10 protein-coding genes are annotated in these 14,166 nt (G+C 53.7%); 6 read left to right on the top strand and 4 right to left on the bottom strand.

From position 1 onward, the window contains the following. Positions 1–31 precede the first annotated feature (31 nt). Both ACMHLI_RS04420 and lrp read right to left on the bottom strand, forming a co-directional pair. The gene (locus tag ACMHLI_RS04420; RefSeq protein WP_413528418.1) at positions 32–3,520 is read right to left on the bottom strand and encodes a DNA translocase FtsK 4TM domain-containing protein; all 3,489 of its coding nucleotides are present in this window, start codon (positions 3,518–3,520) and stop codon (positions 32–34) included. A 122-nt stretch (positions 3,521–3,642) separates the two neighbouring features. Continuing rightward, positions 3,643–4,137, bottom strand: a complete 495-nt coding sequence (lrp, locus tag ACMHLI_RS04415) for a leucine-responsive transcriptional regulator Lrp (protein ID WP_013574775.1) — start codon at positions 4,135–4,137, stop codon at positions 3,643–3,645. Between the two features lie 730 nt (positions 4,138–4,867). On the opposite strand from lrp, the gene trxB reads away from it, so the two are divergent. From trxB to infA, 5 genes are all read left to right on the top strand, one after another. Next, positions 4,868–5,836 carry a thioredoxin-disulfide reductase gene (gene trxB / locus ACMHLI_RS04410; protein WP_213051049.1) on the top strand — a complete coding sequence of 323 codons (969 nt, stop codon included), beginning with the start codon at positions 4,868–4,870 and terminating at the stop codon, positions 5,834–5,836. Between the two features lie 149 nt (positions 5,837–5,985). Next, positions 5,986–7,752: a heme ABC transporter permease/ATP-binding protein CydD gene (cydD, locus tag ACMHLI_RS04405; RefSeq protein ID WP_413528417.1), complete on the top strand. Its 1,767-nt coding sequence runs from the start codon at positions 5,986–5,988 to the stop codon at positions 7,750–7,752. Between the two features lie 2 nt (positions 7,753–7,754). Beyond that, positions 7,755–9,476 carry a heme ABC transporter ATP-binding protein/permease CydC gene (gene cydC / locus ACMHLI_RS04400; protein WP_413528416.1) on the top strand — a complete coding sequence of 574 codons (1,722 nt, stop codon included), beginning with the start codon at positions 7,755–7,757 and terminating at the stop codon, positions 9,474–9,476. A gap of 53 nt (positions 9,477–9,529) precedes the next feature. Then, complete coding sequence (gene aat / locus ACMHLI_RS04395) at positions 9,530–10,264, top strand: leucyl/phenylalanyl-tRNA--protein transferase (RefSeq protein ID WP_413528415.1); 735 nt, start codon at positions 9,530–9,532, stop codon at positions 10,262–10,264. Between the two features lie 93 nt (positions 10,265–10,357). Next, positions 10,358–10,576, top strand: coding sequence for a translation initiation factor IF-1 (gene infA, locus ACMHLI_RS04390; RefSeq protein WP_002211347.1), 219 nt, complete (start codon positions 10,358–10,360; stop codon positions 10,574–10,576). Positions 10,577–10,810: 234 nt separating this feature from the next. Here infA and clpA read toward each other — a convergent pair whose 3' ends face one another. After that, entirely contained in the window at positions 10,811–13,093 is a 2,283-nt protein-coding gene (gene clpA, locus ACMHLI_RS04385; RefSeq protein ID WP_112166400.1) for an ATP-dependent Clp protease ATP-binding subunit ClpA, read from the bottom strand. 27 nt (positions 13,094–13,120) lie between these two features. Further along, the gene (gene clpS / locus ACMHLI_RS04380; RefSeq protein WP_056769226.1) at positions 13,121–13,441 is read right to left on the bottom strand and encodes an ATP-dependent Clp protease adapter ClpS; all 321 of its coding nucleotides are present in this window, start codon (positions 13,439–13,441) and stop codon (positions 13,121–13,123) included. Between the two features lie 383 nt (positions 13,442–13,824). Here clpS and cspD point away from each other — a divergent pair, with 383 nt between their 5' ends. Then, positions 13,825–14,046, top strand: coding sequence for a cold shock-like protein CspD (gene cspD / locus ACMHLI_RS04375; RefSeq protein WP_413528414.1), 222 nt, complete (start codon positions 13,825–13,827; stop codon positions 14,044–14,046). Positions 14,047–14,166 lie beyond the last annotated feature (120 nt).

The following is a 14,166-nucleotide window of genomic DNA, read 5'->3' as shown; positions in this document are numbered from 1 at the left end:
CTTAATATCAAATGTGCAAATCAGTCGTCATTTACTCGTGTGACGGTGGTGCCAGTACTTCCCGGTTGCCATTATGGCCCGGCGTGCTGACAATCCCCTGCGCTTCCATCTGTTCAACGATACGCGCTGCACGGTTGTAGCCGATGCGGAACTGTCGCTGTACACCGGAAATCGACGCACGACGTTTATCAACGACGAATGCCACAGCCTGATCGAACAACGCATCCAGCTCTTCGTCGTCCCCCAGACCCAGCCCGCCGCCTTCACCCTCTTCGCCACCGGAGAGGATACTTTCGATATACTTAGGACGACCGCGCGCTTTCCAGTCTTGCACGACAGCATGCACTTCCTGATCACGCACAAACGCACCGTGAACACGTACCGGAATCGAGGAGTTTGGCGCCATATAAAGCATATCCCCCATACCCAACAGGGATTCTGCACCGCCCTGATCGAGGATCGTACGGGAGTCAATTTTGCTCGACACGGTAAATGCAATTCGCGTCGGGATGTTGGCTTTGATCAGGCCAGTGATAACGTCAACAGACGGACGCTGCGTCGCCAGTACCAGATGGATCCCTGCTGCACGGGCTTTCTGCGCCAGTCGTGCAATCAGCTCTTCCACCTTTTTACCCACGGTCATCATCAGGTCAGCAAACTCATCCACCAGCACGACGATAAACGGTTCTTTACCGAGGAAGGGTGGTTCTGCTGCCATGCCATCGCCCGGCTTCCAGAACGGATCGGGGATCGGACGGCCCATGGCTTCCGCTTCCTGAATACGTTCGTTATAGCCAGCCAGATTACGCACTCCCAGCGCCGACATCAGCTTATAACGACGTTCCATTTCACCGACACACCAGCGCAGCGCATTGGCGGCGTCTTTCATGTCGGTAACCACTTCGGTCAGCAGATGTGGAATACCTTCGTATACCGACAACTCGAGCATTTTCGGGTCGATCATGATGAAGCGCACTTCTTCAGGCGTCGCTTTATACAACATACTGAGGATCATGGCGTTCACACCCACCGACTTACCGGAACCGGTTGTACCGGCTACCAGCAGGTGGGGCATTTTCGCCAGATCGGCCACTACAGGCTCGCCTGAAATATCCTTACCCAGCACGATAGTCAGCGGTGAAGGACTGTCTTTGAACTTCGCGCAGTCCAGCACTTCTCGCAAATACACGGTCTGACGCTTTTTGTTCGGTAATTCAAGGCCCACATAAGGTTTGCCAGGAATAACTTCCACTACGCGAACCGCAACGGCGGACAATGAGCGGGCAAGGTCACGCGACAGATTTGAAATTCGCGCAGCTTTGACACCCGGTGCCAGATCCAACTCGAAACGCGTGATGACCGGCCCCGGCAGTTTACCGACCACGTCGGCTTTGATGCGGTAATCGTTCAGACGCGCTTCAATCAGATTACCCATTTGCTCAAGCGCGAACTCATCCACAGGCTCAGCTTCAGCCGGTGGTGAAGTCAGTAAATCCAGCGAAGGTAATGGTGTCGTTGGTTTCACCAGCGGTTGTTCATGACGCATCAGGAACGGATGGATCAGGCTGTCCATATCCGGTTTAGCCGGTGAAGGTGCCTGACGCGGCGCTTCATATTCCTGTGCATGTTGCACAGGCTGAGGCGACTGCGGACGCTGATACGTTTGTTGTGCAAATTCTGCAGGCTGCGGTTCTTCCTCTGCCTGAGCAGGTAACGTAAACAGCGGTTCACTTGGCGTGTCGTCCACCAGATCGGCCATCGGTGAGAAGCTGAACGCATCGTGCTGACTGAGTTTCATCGCTGCAGCAGCGAAATCATCGGCCGCTGAGGTCTGTGTGTCCACCTGCGGACTCTGCGAATGATGATGCACAACCACGCCGCTGTGCGGCTCAACGTCCTGCTGATAGCGTGACTGCTCGCGTGCCGCAAAGGCATTACGCAATTCTGCTTCCTGCAAGGCGGCTTCATCGTCAGGCTCTTCTTGTGTGACAGACTCACCATAGCGCTGGTGCTGCTGATCGGAGAATGCCTGCCGCAATGCGGCTTCCTGCATCGCTTCTTCATCAGCCTGAGCTTGTTCATCCAGGTAAACAGGTTGCACAGAGGCGTTCTGCTGTGATGCGCTTTGTTCCTGTTCCTGCTGTTCAGCCAGGCGCTGAGAAGGCAACTTAATCCCGTAGGAAGCCAGCTCACGACGTGTCGGAATACGCACCGGATTCGGCCTCGGTAACTCCGGGCCAAAACCTTTTTTGATCTGCGGATTTTCATCACTGACTGCGCTGAATGCAGGCATGAAGGTGTTACCCGCAGAGGACGCGGCAGACTGCCCCGCCTGCGCCAGGCCCGTTGCCAGCGCAGCGGTCGCCGCCACGCTCGCCGCGTGCGCGCTGTCAGGCGTCGGAGAACTGAAATCAAACGGTGAACGCGAAGTGTGTTCTGCCGCTGTCTGCCAGTTACCCATACGCGGGCCGTCATCATCATTATGCTCTGCCCGCACCGGTGAAGGTGACTGCTGAACAGGCTGAGGATGGCGGGGTACCGGCGTTTCTTCAGGAATTTCGAAACTGTATAGCGGCGGTGCTGCCGTTTCCGGTGCCGAAGGCGGTGGCGCAATGTTCGCTACCGGTGGTTCTGCCGCGTAAGGATCGACGACGTCCGCAGGCGTTACCGGTGCAGATTCAACGACAACCGCAGCGGAAGGTGCCGCAGGCTGATGAACTGACGGCGCAGAGAGCAGTACATCATCGTCATCAACGTCAGATGGCGCAGCGTCGGCCGTTGACGCGATTGCGGCTGTCGTTACAGCAGCGGCAACCGGTGCCGCTTTCGCAACCGGTTTTTCAGCATCATCCTCTTCCAGTAACGGATCGTCATGCTCGTCGTAGTCGTAATCATCATCACGTCGGGAACGGTTGGTCACAATGTTGGTCACGCCAAGCACTGCCCCGCCAATCTTCTCTGCGATGGTCAGCCACGACCAGCCGGTAAACAGCGTCAGGCCGGCAGCCCAGACACAGAGCAGAACCAGCGTGGCGCCGACGTTATTGAAATAAGGCGTCATCGCCGTGCTCAGCAAGCTACCGATCACCCCGCCGGAGGCGAAGTAATAGAGGTCATCGATGTTGACCGACGCCAGACCACAAGACGTGACAATAAGCGCCAGCGTCCCGATAAGACGCAGCGACCAGGCAAAATAGTCGATGAAATCCTGATTATCACGCTGACGGAAAGCCGCCCAGCACAGACACAGGATAATAGGGGGAATTGCGTAACCAAATACGCCAAATATGAAGAACAGCGTATCGGCCATCCAGGCCCCAACGCCACCACCCCAGTTATGAATAGGACCATGCCAGGCGGTTTGAGACCAGCTGGGATCCGAGGGGTTAAAACTCACCAGTGCTGCCATCAAGTACGCAGCAAAAATAGCTACCACAACCAGCAAAGCCTCCAGAATACGGCGGCCATTGCTCAGTCTTTTCAGGGTAACGTCTTTATCTTCTGTATATTCCTGGCTCAAGAAAGGCTCTCCAGGTTCCTGTGAACTGAGAAAAAGCAACAGCGCCGAGAGTTGACCCCGGCGCCATAGCTGTATAGATACACAGGAGTGTAGCTAAAAAAACAAGGTTTTGCACCTGACAATTACCGGGTCTTAATGACCAGGCGATTCGTCTGTTTCACTTCTTCCATTACCACATAGGTACGGGTGTCGTTCACACCAGGAAGACGAAGCAATGTCTCACCTAACAGCTTACGGTAAGCAGACATATCGGGTACGCGGGTTTTCAACAGGTAGTCGAAATCCCCTGAAACCAAATGACACTCCTGAATATCTTCGAGTTTTTGTACTGCCGCATTGAACTGCTCAAACACATCTGGCGCACCGCGGTTGAGGGTTATCTCAACAAATACCAGAAGCGATGCATCAAGATAATGCGGGTTAAGCAGTGCGGTATAACCATTAATGAAGCCCTGTCGTTCCAGACGACGAACGCGCTCCAGACATGGCGTTGGCGATAATCCCACACGTTTGGAAAGCTCGACGTTTGAAATCCGGCCATCCTTTTGAAGTTCGTTGAGGATGTTACGGTCAATACGGTCGAGATCTTTTCCCGGACGTTTTTTGTTGTCTACCATTATTATTGTCTCTCTGCTGTCCTTCCCTGCACCTGCCTACCCCAGCCAACTTCAATGTCTAAGGGTTGTCCCAAGCGAAGACCCGATTATTAAGGTTTACGCATCCAAAAGCCGCGTTGATCCCCTGTCATAAGGAACACGACCAAAACCGGACACTCAAAAGAAATAACTTTGTGGAATTAATAGATTGCGAACTGCCAATCTGATTCACCAAACCCTGCGGCAACAAAAAAATCAAACAGCAACACCAGAACGGATCGGGTAGCAGCCATTTGGATAAATTCAAGTCACTGACAGGCAGTTAATTTCTTCTTACCCTGATGTTTTCGCAAATGCACAGCGGATTGTCAAAGTAAAAGAAGCAAAATCAGAAGAACGTGCCAGATTGAAAAGCCAACGCCCCCTTTTTAGCTATGTTTTCTCTTTGAACAATAACAATTCAGTTCACGCGTTATTACTGCCAAATCCTTACAACTTACCGTGATATGTGGCTAACTTGACGCGTTGTAGACAACATTCAACATGCCGTACAGCTGAGACATGCTGGTTTTTTATGCTTACCATCAATCAGTTACCTGAGACATGGTCATGCGCGAAAACCTTTTTACGCGGGTTACGCAGTAAAAACTATCAGACAAATCGCTAACAACATCTGAGTTTACTTTTTTTAACACGCACTTTTCCCTACAATCCCTTTATCGCTAGTCCCCATCGCGGAGATAGATTGCCCATGAGTACGGTTAAACACAGTAAATTATTGATTTTAGGGTCCGGCCCGGCAGGTTACACCGCAGCGGTTTACGCAGCGCGCGCCAACCTGAATCCTGTATTGATTACCGGCGTGGAAAAAGGCGGTCAGCTGACCACCACCACAGAAGTGGAAAACTGGCCGGGTGATCCAGAAGGTCTGACCGGCCCGGCGCTGATGGATCGCATGCATGAGCACGCCACCAAGTTCAACACCGAAATCATTTTCGACCATATCAACAAAGTAGATTTACAGAACCGTCCGTTCCGCCTTACCGGCGACAGTGGCGAGTACACCTGCGACGCCCTGATTATCGCCACTGGCGCATCCGCCCGCTATATCGGCCTTCCGTCTGAAGAAGCGTTCAAAGGCCGTGGCGTGTCTGCCTGTGCGACCTGCGACGGGTTCTTCTACCGTAATCAGAAAGTGGCGGTGGTCGGCGGCGGCAATACCGCAGTGGAAGAAGCGCTGTATCTGGCAAATATCGCGTCAGAAGTGCATCTGATCCACCGCCGCGACAGCTTCCGCGCTGAAAAAATTCTGGTTGACCGCCTCAATGATAAAGTCGCCAGCGGCAACATTGTGCTGCATACCCACAAAACGCTGAACGAAGTGGTTGGCGATCAAATGGGTGTGACTGGCGCGAGCCTGATGGACGTGCGCACCGATGAGAAATCTCAGGTAGACGTTGCAGGCGTTTTCATCGCTATCGGCCACAGTCCGAACACCGGCATTTTTGAAGGCCAGCTGGAGCTGAAAGACGGCTACATCAAAGTGCAGTCCGGTTCACACGGTAATGCCACGCAAACCAGCATTCCCGGCGTCTTTGCTGCGGGTGACGTGATGGACCATATTTACCGCCAGGCGATTACCTCCGCCGGCACCGGCTGTATGGCTGCGCTCGACGCAGAGCGTTATCTGGATGGCTTATCGCAAGCCCCGGATTTGTAATCCTCTTTTCAAAATCTTTTCTCCAATTATCCTGAATAATTCGAGTTGCAGGAAGGCGGCCACAGTGCCGCCTTTATATTTTCAGTTTTTGAACTCAGCATGTAACATGTTCAGCCTCCGAACCGGATAGCTGCGCAGACTGATGCCTGATGAATAAAACACGACAACAAGAACTTATCCGCTGGTTAAAACAACAAAGCTCACGCGCCAAAGGCTGGATCCGTCTGTCTATGATGCTGGGTTTACTTTCGGGTTTACTGATTCTGGCGCAGGCCTGGCTGATGGCCGGTCTGCTGCACAGCCTGATAATCCAGCACACCCCGCGTGAGGCGCTGCTGCAAAGTTTCCTGTTGATGGCGCTGACCTTTATTCTGCGAGCCGTCGTGACCTGGCTGCGTGAGCAGGTGGGCTTTATCTGCGGACGGATTATTCGTCAGGAGATGCGTAAGTTAGTCCTCGACCGTCTGGAAAAACTGGGGCCGGCGTGGATCCAGGGCAAACCGGCGGGCAGCTGGGCGAGCATCATTCTGGAACAAATCGAAGATATGCAGGATTATTATGCCCGCTATCTGCCGCAAATTGCCCTCGCGGGGATTATCCCGCTGCTGATTCTGGTGAGCATTTTCCCGATTAACTGGGCGGCGGGCATGATCCTGCTGGTTACTGCGCCACTTATTCCGGTGTTTATGGCGCTGGTCGGAATGGGCGCTGCCGATGCCAACCGCCGTAACTTTGTCGCACTTGCACGTCTGAGCGGCAACTTCCTCGACAGCCTGCGCGGTCTCGATACTCTGCGTTTGTTCCATCGCGGTACGGCGGAAATCGAGCAGATCAAACGCTCCACCGAAAGTTTTCGCGCACGTACGATGGACGTGCTGCGTCTGGCATTTCTCTCTTCCGCCGTTCTGGAATTTTTCGCCTCAATTTCAATCGCCGTTGTGGCGGTGTACTTCGGTTTCTCATATCTCGGAGAACTGAATTTCGGCAGCTACGGTACGCCGGTTACCCTGTTTGCCGGTTTTCTGGTGCTGATCCTCGCGCCGGAGTTCTTCCAGCCGCTGCGTGATTTGGGCGCGTTTTATCACGCCAAAGCGCAGGCAGTCGGTGCTGCGGAAAGTCTGGTGACCTTCCTGACCGTTGAAAGTGCTGAAATGGGCGACGGGAACCAGAGCTGGCCAAGGGGACAAAAAGTTTCGCTGCAAGCCCGCGATCTCATCATCCAGTCACCGCAGGGTAAAACGCTGGCCGGGCCGCTGACGTTCAACATTCAGGCCGGGCAACGTATTGCGATTGTCGGGCTGAGCGGTGCGGGGAAAAGCTCCCTGTTAAACGCCCTGCTCGGCTTCCTGCCCTATCAGGGATCACTCACCGCAGGCAGCATTGAGCTGAAATCGTTAGGCAATGACGCATGGCGTCAGCAACTGAGCTGGGTGGGTCAGAATCCCCATCTGCCGGAACAAACGCTGCGCGCCAATATTCTGCTCAACCAGCCGGATGTCAGTGAACAGCAACTTCAGTCAGCCATTGATCGCGCTTACGTGAGCGAATTTTTACCGCTGCTGCCGTTGGGTCTGGAAACGGAACTCGGCGACAGCGCAGCGCGTTTATCAGTCGGCCAGGCTCAGCGGGTTGCCGTTGCCCGCGCCCTGCTCTCGCCATGCGAATTACTGTTGCTGGATGAACCGACCGCCAGCCTCGATGCCCACAGCGAAAAGCGCGTGATGAGCGCGCTGAATGATGCATCAAAAGCGCAGACGTCGGTACTGGTGACCCATCAGCTGGAGGATACGCAGGACTACGATGAAATCTGGGTGATGGACCAGGGCCAGATTGCTGAACGCGGCAGCTATACGCAGCTGGTTGCTCAGGGCGGATTATTCGCCAGCCTGTTATCCCAGCGCAGTAAGGAGCTGTAATCATGAAAATTCTTCTGCCTTATCTCGCTCTGTATCGCCGTCACTGGTTCCGCCTGTCTTTGGGTGTGATTCTGGCCATCGTAACGCTGCTCGCCAGCATCGGCCTGCTGACACTTTCTGGCTGGTTCCTAGCGGCTTCTGCCGTCGCCGGGATCGCCGGTTTGTACACGTTCAACTACATGCTGCCCGCCGCCGGTGTACGCGGTGCAGCGATTTTCCGCACCGCAGGCCGTTACGCTGAACGTCTGGTCAGCCACGACGCGACCTTCCGCGTGCTGGCGCATTTGCGGGTGTTCACTTTCACCAAAATTATGCCGCTGTCGCCGGGCGGCATTGCGCGATTCCGTCAGGCCGATCTTCTGAACCGCCTGGTCGCCGACGTGGATACGCTGGATCACCTGTATCTGCGCGTCATCTCCCCGCTGGTCAGCGCGCTGGTAGTGATTGTTCTGGTGACCTTTGGCCTGAGCTTTCTTGACGTCAAACTCGCTCTGACACTCGGAGCGATTATGCTGGTTCTGATGCTACTCCTGCCGGTGATTTTCTACCGTGCGGGGAAACCTGCCGGACGGGAACTGACGGCCTTGCGCAGCGATTACCGCATGCAACTGACCTCGTGGTTACAGGGGCAGTCCGAGCTGGTGGTATTTGGTGCGCAGCCGCGTTTTCGCCAGCAACTTGATGATATCGAACGCCGCTGGATGTTGCGCCAGCAGCAGCAGGCGAAACTGACAGGCCTGTCGCAGGCGATGGTGATTGCCGCCGCCGGTCTGACCGTGACGCTGATGTTGTGGCTGGCCGCAGGCGGTATCGGAACCATCGCACAACCCGGCGCGCTGATTGCGCTGTTCGTGTTTACGCCGCTGGCCGCTTTCGAAGCACTCGGGCCGGTTGCGGCAGCATTCCAGCACCTCGGGCAAGTTATCGCCTCTGCGCAGCGCGTCAGCCAGATCATCAGTCAGCCGGCCGACGTGACTTTCCCGTCACAGGGCCCTGTCGCCGCCAAACAGGTCAGCCTGTCGCTCACTAACGTGAATTTCACGTATCCGGGGCAGCCACTGCCGGTGCTGAAAAACATTACGCTGGAGATTGCCGCCGGGGAGCATGTTGCCCTGCTCGGCCAGACCGGCTGTGGGAAATCTACTCTGCTGCAATTGCTGACGCGCGGCTGGGATATCAACAGCGGCGCACTGAGCATTAACGGTCATGCAATCGCAGATTATGATGAGGCCACGCTGCGCCAGATGATCACCGTGGTCAGCCAGCGTGTTCATATCTTCAACACCACGCTGCGTGAAAACCTGCGTATGGCCTCGACACAACGCTCTGATGAGCAGATTGCCGACGCGCTGAAACAGGTGGATCTACACGTGCTTCTCGAAGGGGAAGGCCTGAACGCCTGGCTGGGTGAAGGCGGACGTCAACTGTCCGGCGGCGAACAGCGTCGCCTGGGTCTGGCGCGAGCCCTGCTGCATGATGCTCCGTTGTGGTTGCTCGATGAACCGACCGAAGGGCTGGATGCAGAAACGGAACACCATATTTTGGCGCTGTTGCACAAGTATTGTGAAAATAAAACGCTACTCTTAGTCACGCACCGTTTACACGGTCTCGATAACCTCGACAGGATTTGCGTGATGGAGGAAGGCGAGATTGTCGAACAAGGCGATCATCAGACCTTAGCAGCCGCACAAGGCCGGTACACGCGTTTTCTTGCGCGTACCTGAAAGTCTGTCCATGAATTATGTGGCGGCCCGTGAGTCGCCGGATAAGGAGATCTATGCGGTTAGTTAAGCTTGAGGCCAGTTCTGTTCATTTTCCGGATCCTGACACTGCATTGCAGGATCCCAACGGCCTGCTGGCTATTGGTGGCGATCTGACGTCGCCGCGCCTGCTTTCCGCTTATCAGCACGGGATTTTCCCCTGGTTTGAACCCGGCGAAATGATCCTCTGGTGGTCACCCGATCCGCGGGCTATTCTCGTGCCCGAAGAGCGCCATATCAGCCGCAGCTTACAGAAATTTATGCGTAAAATGCCTTTCCGTTTTACCCTCAATCGCTGCTTTGAACAGGTGATCCACGCGTGTGCAATTGAACGGGAAGATGGCACCTGGATCGGGCCGCTGGTTCAGCGCGGTTATCAGGAATTGCACGAAGCCGGACACGCCCATTCACTTGAAGTCTGGGATGGCGATGAGCTGGTCGGCGGTTTGTACGGTGTTTCCGTTGGCGGGCTATTTTGCGGCGAGTCCATGTTTAGCCGCCGTGAAAATGCCTCAAAGTGCGCGCTGATGATGTTTTGCCAACATTTTTCCCGCAATGGTGGAGAACTGATTGACTGTCAGGTGCTCAACCCTCACACTGCGTCGCTGGGTGCGAGAGAGATCCCCCGCCGCCAATTTTTGCAGCAGTTATCCGAACTTTCGCAACGCGCGTTAGCGCCGGATTGCTGGTTGCCACAAGACTTATCCCCACATGATGAAGACCTGCCGGTGTTCCCGAAGGATAGGGAATAGGTGCGGTCATGAACCATACTTCTTTACATAATGTGGGTTTTTCGGCATTATCTTGCCGGTTAAAAACTATGGTAGTTAGACCTAGAGGATTCGATGGCCAAAGAAGACAACATTGAAATGCAGGGCACCGTACTTGATACGCTGCCAAACACTATGTTCCGCGTAGAATTAGAAAACGGACACGTAGTTACCGCACACATCTCCGGTAAAATGCGTAAGAACTATATCCGCATCCTGACGGGCGACAAAGTCACTGTAGAGCTGACCCCGTACGACCTGAGCAAAGGCCGCATTGTCTTCCGTAGCCGCTAATAAACGGCTCACTCATCGCTGATTTTCCGGCGATACCTGAGGATACCCTCTTCGCCCTTCCTGCAGTTGCAAGGGCGTTTTGTGGTATCCGCAATTCGGCATTTAGTTTCATTATCCTTTCTGCTTATTCCTCATTAACTCACGTTTCATAAAGAATTTTCAGAAAGAAAAAAGGCGATGTTTTCACATCGCCTTTTGTTTGCCTGAAGCTTTTCAGCTTATCTCAGCAGCGGATCAATGCACCGCGCCTTCCGGCTTTTTCTTCTGCGCACTCATGAAGTGGTAAGTCAGCTTATCGGCTTCCTTATCCAGCGCTACCGAGACCGAACCGCCATCCACCAGTGAACCAAACAGCAGCTCGTTGGCGAGAGGTTTTTTCAGGTTTTCCTGCACGATACGTGTCATCGGACGCGCACCCATTGCACGGTCATAGCCTTTCACGGTCAGCCAGTCGCGGGCTTCATCGCTGACTTCCAGCGAAACGCCTTTGGCATCCAGTTGCGCCTGCAGTTCGACGATAAATTTGTCGACCACCAGCTGGATAACTTCCGTAGACAGATGGTTAAACCAGATCACGTTATCCAGACGGTTGCGGAACTCTGGCGTAAACACTTTCTTGATCTCTTCCATAGCGTCAGGGCTGTTGTCCTGATGAATGAGGCCAATGGATTTACGTTCGGTTTCACGCACACCGGCGTTGGTGGTCATGACCAGAATCACGTTACGGAAATCGGCTTTGCGCCCGTTGTTATCAGTCAGCGTACCGTTGTCCATGACCTGTAACAGCAGGTTAAAGACATCCGGGTGCGCTTTCTCGATTTCATCGAGCAGCACAACGGAGTGAGGATGTTTCAATACCGCATCCGTCAGCAAACCGCCCTGATCAAAACCAACATAACCAGGAGGCGCACCGATCAAACGGCTGACCGTATGACGCTCCATGTATTCCGACATATCAAAGCGCAGCAGTTCGATATCCAGCGCTTTGGCCAGTTGTACCGTGACTTCGGTTTTACCCACACCGGTAGGACCTGCGAACAGGAACGAACCGACCGGCTTGCGATCCTGACCCAGACCTGCGCGGCTCATTTTGATCGCTTCTGTCAGCGCTTCAATGGCAGGATCCTGCCCGAAGACCAGCATTTTCAGGCGGTCGCCCAGATTTTTCAGCACATCGCGATCGGTCGCAGACACGGTTTTTTCCGGAATGCGGGCGATACGCGCCACCACACTTTCGATATCGCTGACGTTAACGGTTTTCTTGCGTTTGCTGACCGGCATTAACCGGCTGCGCGCGCCCGCTTCATCTATGACGTCGATAGCTTTGTCCGGCAGATGACGGTCGTTGATATACTTGACCGACAGCTCCACCGCCGCACGCACCGCTTTCGCGGTATAACGGACATCATGGTGTGCTTCATATTTGGTTTTCAGGCCATTGATGATCTGCACGGTTTCTTCGACGGTTGGCTCAACAATATCGATTTTCTGGAAGCGACGCGCAAGAGCACGGTCTTTTTCAAAAATATTGCTAAATTCCTGATACGTCGTGGAACCGATCACCCGGATCTTGCCGCTCGACAGCAACGGTTTGATCAGGTTTGCCGCATCCACCTGACCACCGGACGCCGCACCGGCACCGATAATCGTGTGGATTTCATCAATAAACAGGATGCTGTTCTTATCCTGCTCAAGCTGTTTCAGCAGTGATTTGAAACGTTTTTCGAAATCACCACGGTATTTAGTGCCCGCCAGCAGCGAACCGATATCCAGAGAATACAGGGTGCAGTCGGCCATCACTTCCGGCACGTCGCCCTGTTCGATTCGCCATGCCAGACCTTCAGCAATCGCGGTCTTCCCGACGCCGGATTCGCCCACCAGAAGCGGGTTGTTTTTGCGGCGACGGCAGAGCACCTGAATGGCGCGCTCCAGTTCTTTGTCACGGCCAATCAGCGGATCGATGCCACCAACACGCGCTAACTGGTTAAGATTAGTGGTGAAGTTCTCCATACGATCTTCCCCCGCCGACTGCTCTTCGTTAACTGGGTTTTCCGCATTGTTTGGCGCCTGGCTGCCCGATTCATCTTTACGGGTGCCGTGCGAGATAAAGTTCACCACATCAAGGCGGCTGACATCATGTTTGCGCAGGAGATAGGCGGCCTGAGATTCCTGTTCGCTGAAAATCGCGACCAGAACGTTGGCGCCGGACACTTCGCTGCGGCCAGAAGATTGCACGTGGAATACCGCACGTTGCAGAACGCGCTGGAAACTCAGCGTAGGCTGGGTGTCACGTTCCTCTTCACTGGCGGGTAAGGTGGGTGTGGTTTGCTCGATGAAGGCTTCCAGCTCCTGGCGTAACGCCACCAGATCAACTGTACAAGCTTCAAGCGCTTCACGGGCAGCAGGGTTGCTGAGCAACGCCAGCAACAGGTGCTCCACGGTCATAAACTCATGCCGGTGCTCACGGGCTCTTGCGAAAGCCATGTTGAGACTGAGTTCAAGTTCTTGATTGAGCATAGGCACCTCCCAAATAGATTGCCTTAATCAGGCTTTTTCCAGCGTACACAGCAACGGATGCTCATTCTCCTTGGCGTACTCATTGACGTGTGCGACCTTGGTTTCGGCGACTTCGGCGGTATAAACGCCGCAAATTGCTTTGCCTCTATAGTGCACCTGGAGCATCAGTTGCGTTGCACGTTCAATATCATAAGAAAAGAACTTTTGCAGAACGTCAATCACAAATTCCATTGGAGTGTAATCGTCGTTGTTTAATATAACTTTATACATAGATGGCGGTTTTACCTCATCCTTTTGCTTATTCGCCGTCAAATGTTCAAAATTTAGCCAGTCTTGTTTGTCGCCCATTGCCTGCTCATCACCTGTAAAGATCGTATTGGATGCTAAATACCTGACGTGAAAGCGTTCTGCGGGGCTTCACCAGGTTATTTCCCCATTTTACCATCTCTTGCATCACGGCGCCGCTGCACAAAATGTCCTCTTTGCCATCAGCCCCGCTGGCATAAATTTAACAAAATATGTCAATAGCGTTACCTGCTTCAAAGTTTGGTTATCTGATCCCTGATGACAAATGCCGTTCCCTTGATCTCTAACCCGATTCCACTAGAGTGTAAATTCGTGAGTTGGACGTCTTTTGAGCAGGCTTTTTCCGCCGCGTTCTCACCTTCCCGCTCACTCAACTGGCTTTAAACTCTTTACTACCAGACTAGCCATAAGAGGGATGGAGAAGCATGCTGACGGGTACTGTTAAATGGTTCAATAATGCTAAAGGCTTTGGCTTCATCTGCCCGGAAAATGGCGGTGAAGACATTTTTGCCCACTACTCCACGATTCAGATGGAGGGTTACAGAACGTTAAAGGCAGGCCAGCAGGTCAACTTTGATGTTCATGAAGGCCCAAAGGGGAATCATGCCAGCCTCATTATTCCAGTGGAAAGTGAAGCGGTCGCCTGACCGGTTCTGTTCTGTCCGTTTGATTAAAAGCCAATGCCGGTCACTCTCTGACTGGCATTTTTTATTTATGGGGGAGAATGCCTCAGGCTTCAAGTCCTCAGTGCAAATTAAAGTACATTT

Source organism: Rahnella inusitata, assembly GCF_965118895.1.
In the GTDB taxonomy this organism is placed as follows: domain Bacteria; phylum Pseudomonadota; class Gammaproteobacteria; order Enterobacterales; family Enterobacteriaceae; genus Rahnella; species Rahnella inusitata_A.
The sequence above is the reverse complement of the archived record's forward strand: the minus strand, read 5'-3'. Positions and strand labels throughout refer to the sequence as shown.

Excerpts from the sequence above, each read along its gene's own strand:
- clpS (WP_056769226.1), bottom strand. The coding sequence starts at position 13,441 with ATGGGCGACAAACAAGACTGGCTAAATTTTGAACATTTGACGGCGAAT.
- clpA (WP_112166400.1), bottom strand. The coding sequence starts at position 13,093 with ATGCTCAATCAAGAACTTGAACTCAGTCTCAACATGGCTTTCGCAAGA.
- aat (WP_413528415.1), top strand. The coding sequence starts at position 9,530 with ATGCGGTTAGTTAAGCTTGAGGCCAGTTCTGTTCATTTTCCGGATCCT.
- trxB (WP_213051049.1), top strand. The coding sequence starts at position 4,868 with ATGAGTACGGTTAAACACAGTAAATTATTGATTTTAGGGTCCGGCCCG.
- lrp (WP_013574775.1), bottom strand. The coding sequence starts at position 4,137 with ATGGTAGACAACAAAAAACGTCCGGGAAAAGATCTCGACCGTATTGAC.
- cspD (WP_413528414.1), top strand. The coding sequence starts at position 13,825 with ATGCTGACGGGTACTGTTAAATGGTTCAATAATGCTAAAGGCTTTGGC.
- cydD (WP_413528417.1), top strand. The coding sequence starts at position 5,986 with ATGAATAAAACACGACAACAAGAACTTATCCGCTGGTTAAAACAACAA.
- infA (WP_002211347.1), top strand. The coding sequence starts at position 10,358 with ATGGCCAAAGAAGACAACATTGAAATGCAGGGCACCGTACTTGATACG.
- cydC (WP_413528416.1), top strand. The coding sequence starts at position 7,755 with ATGAAAATTCTTCTGCCTTATCTCGCTCTGTATCGCCGTCACTGGTTC.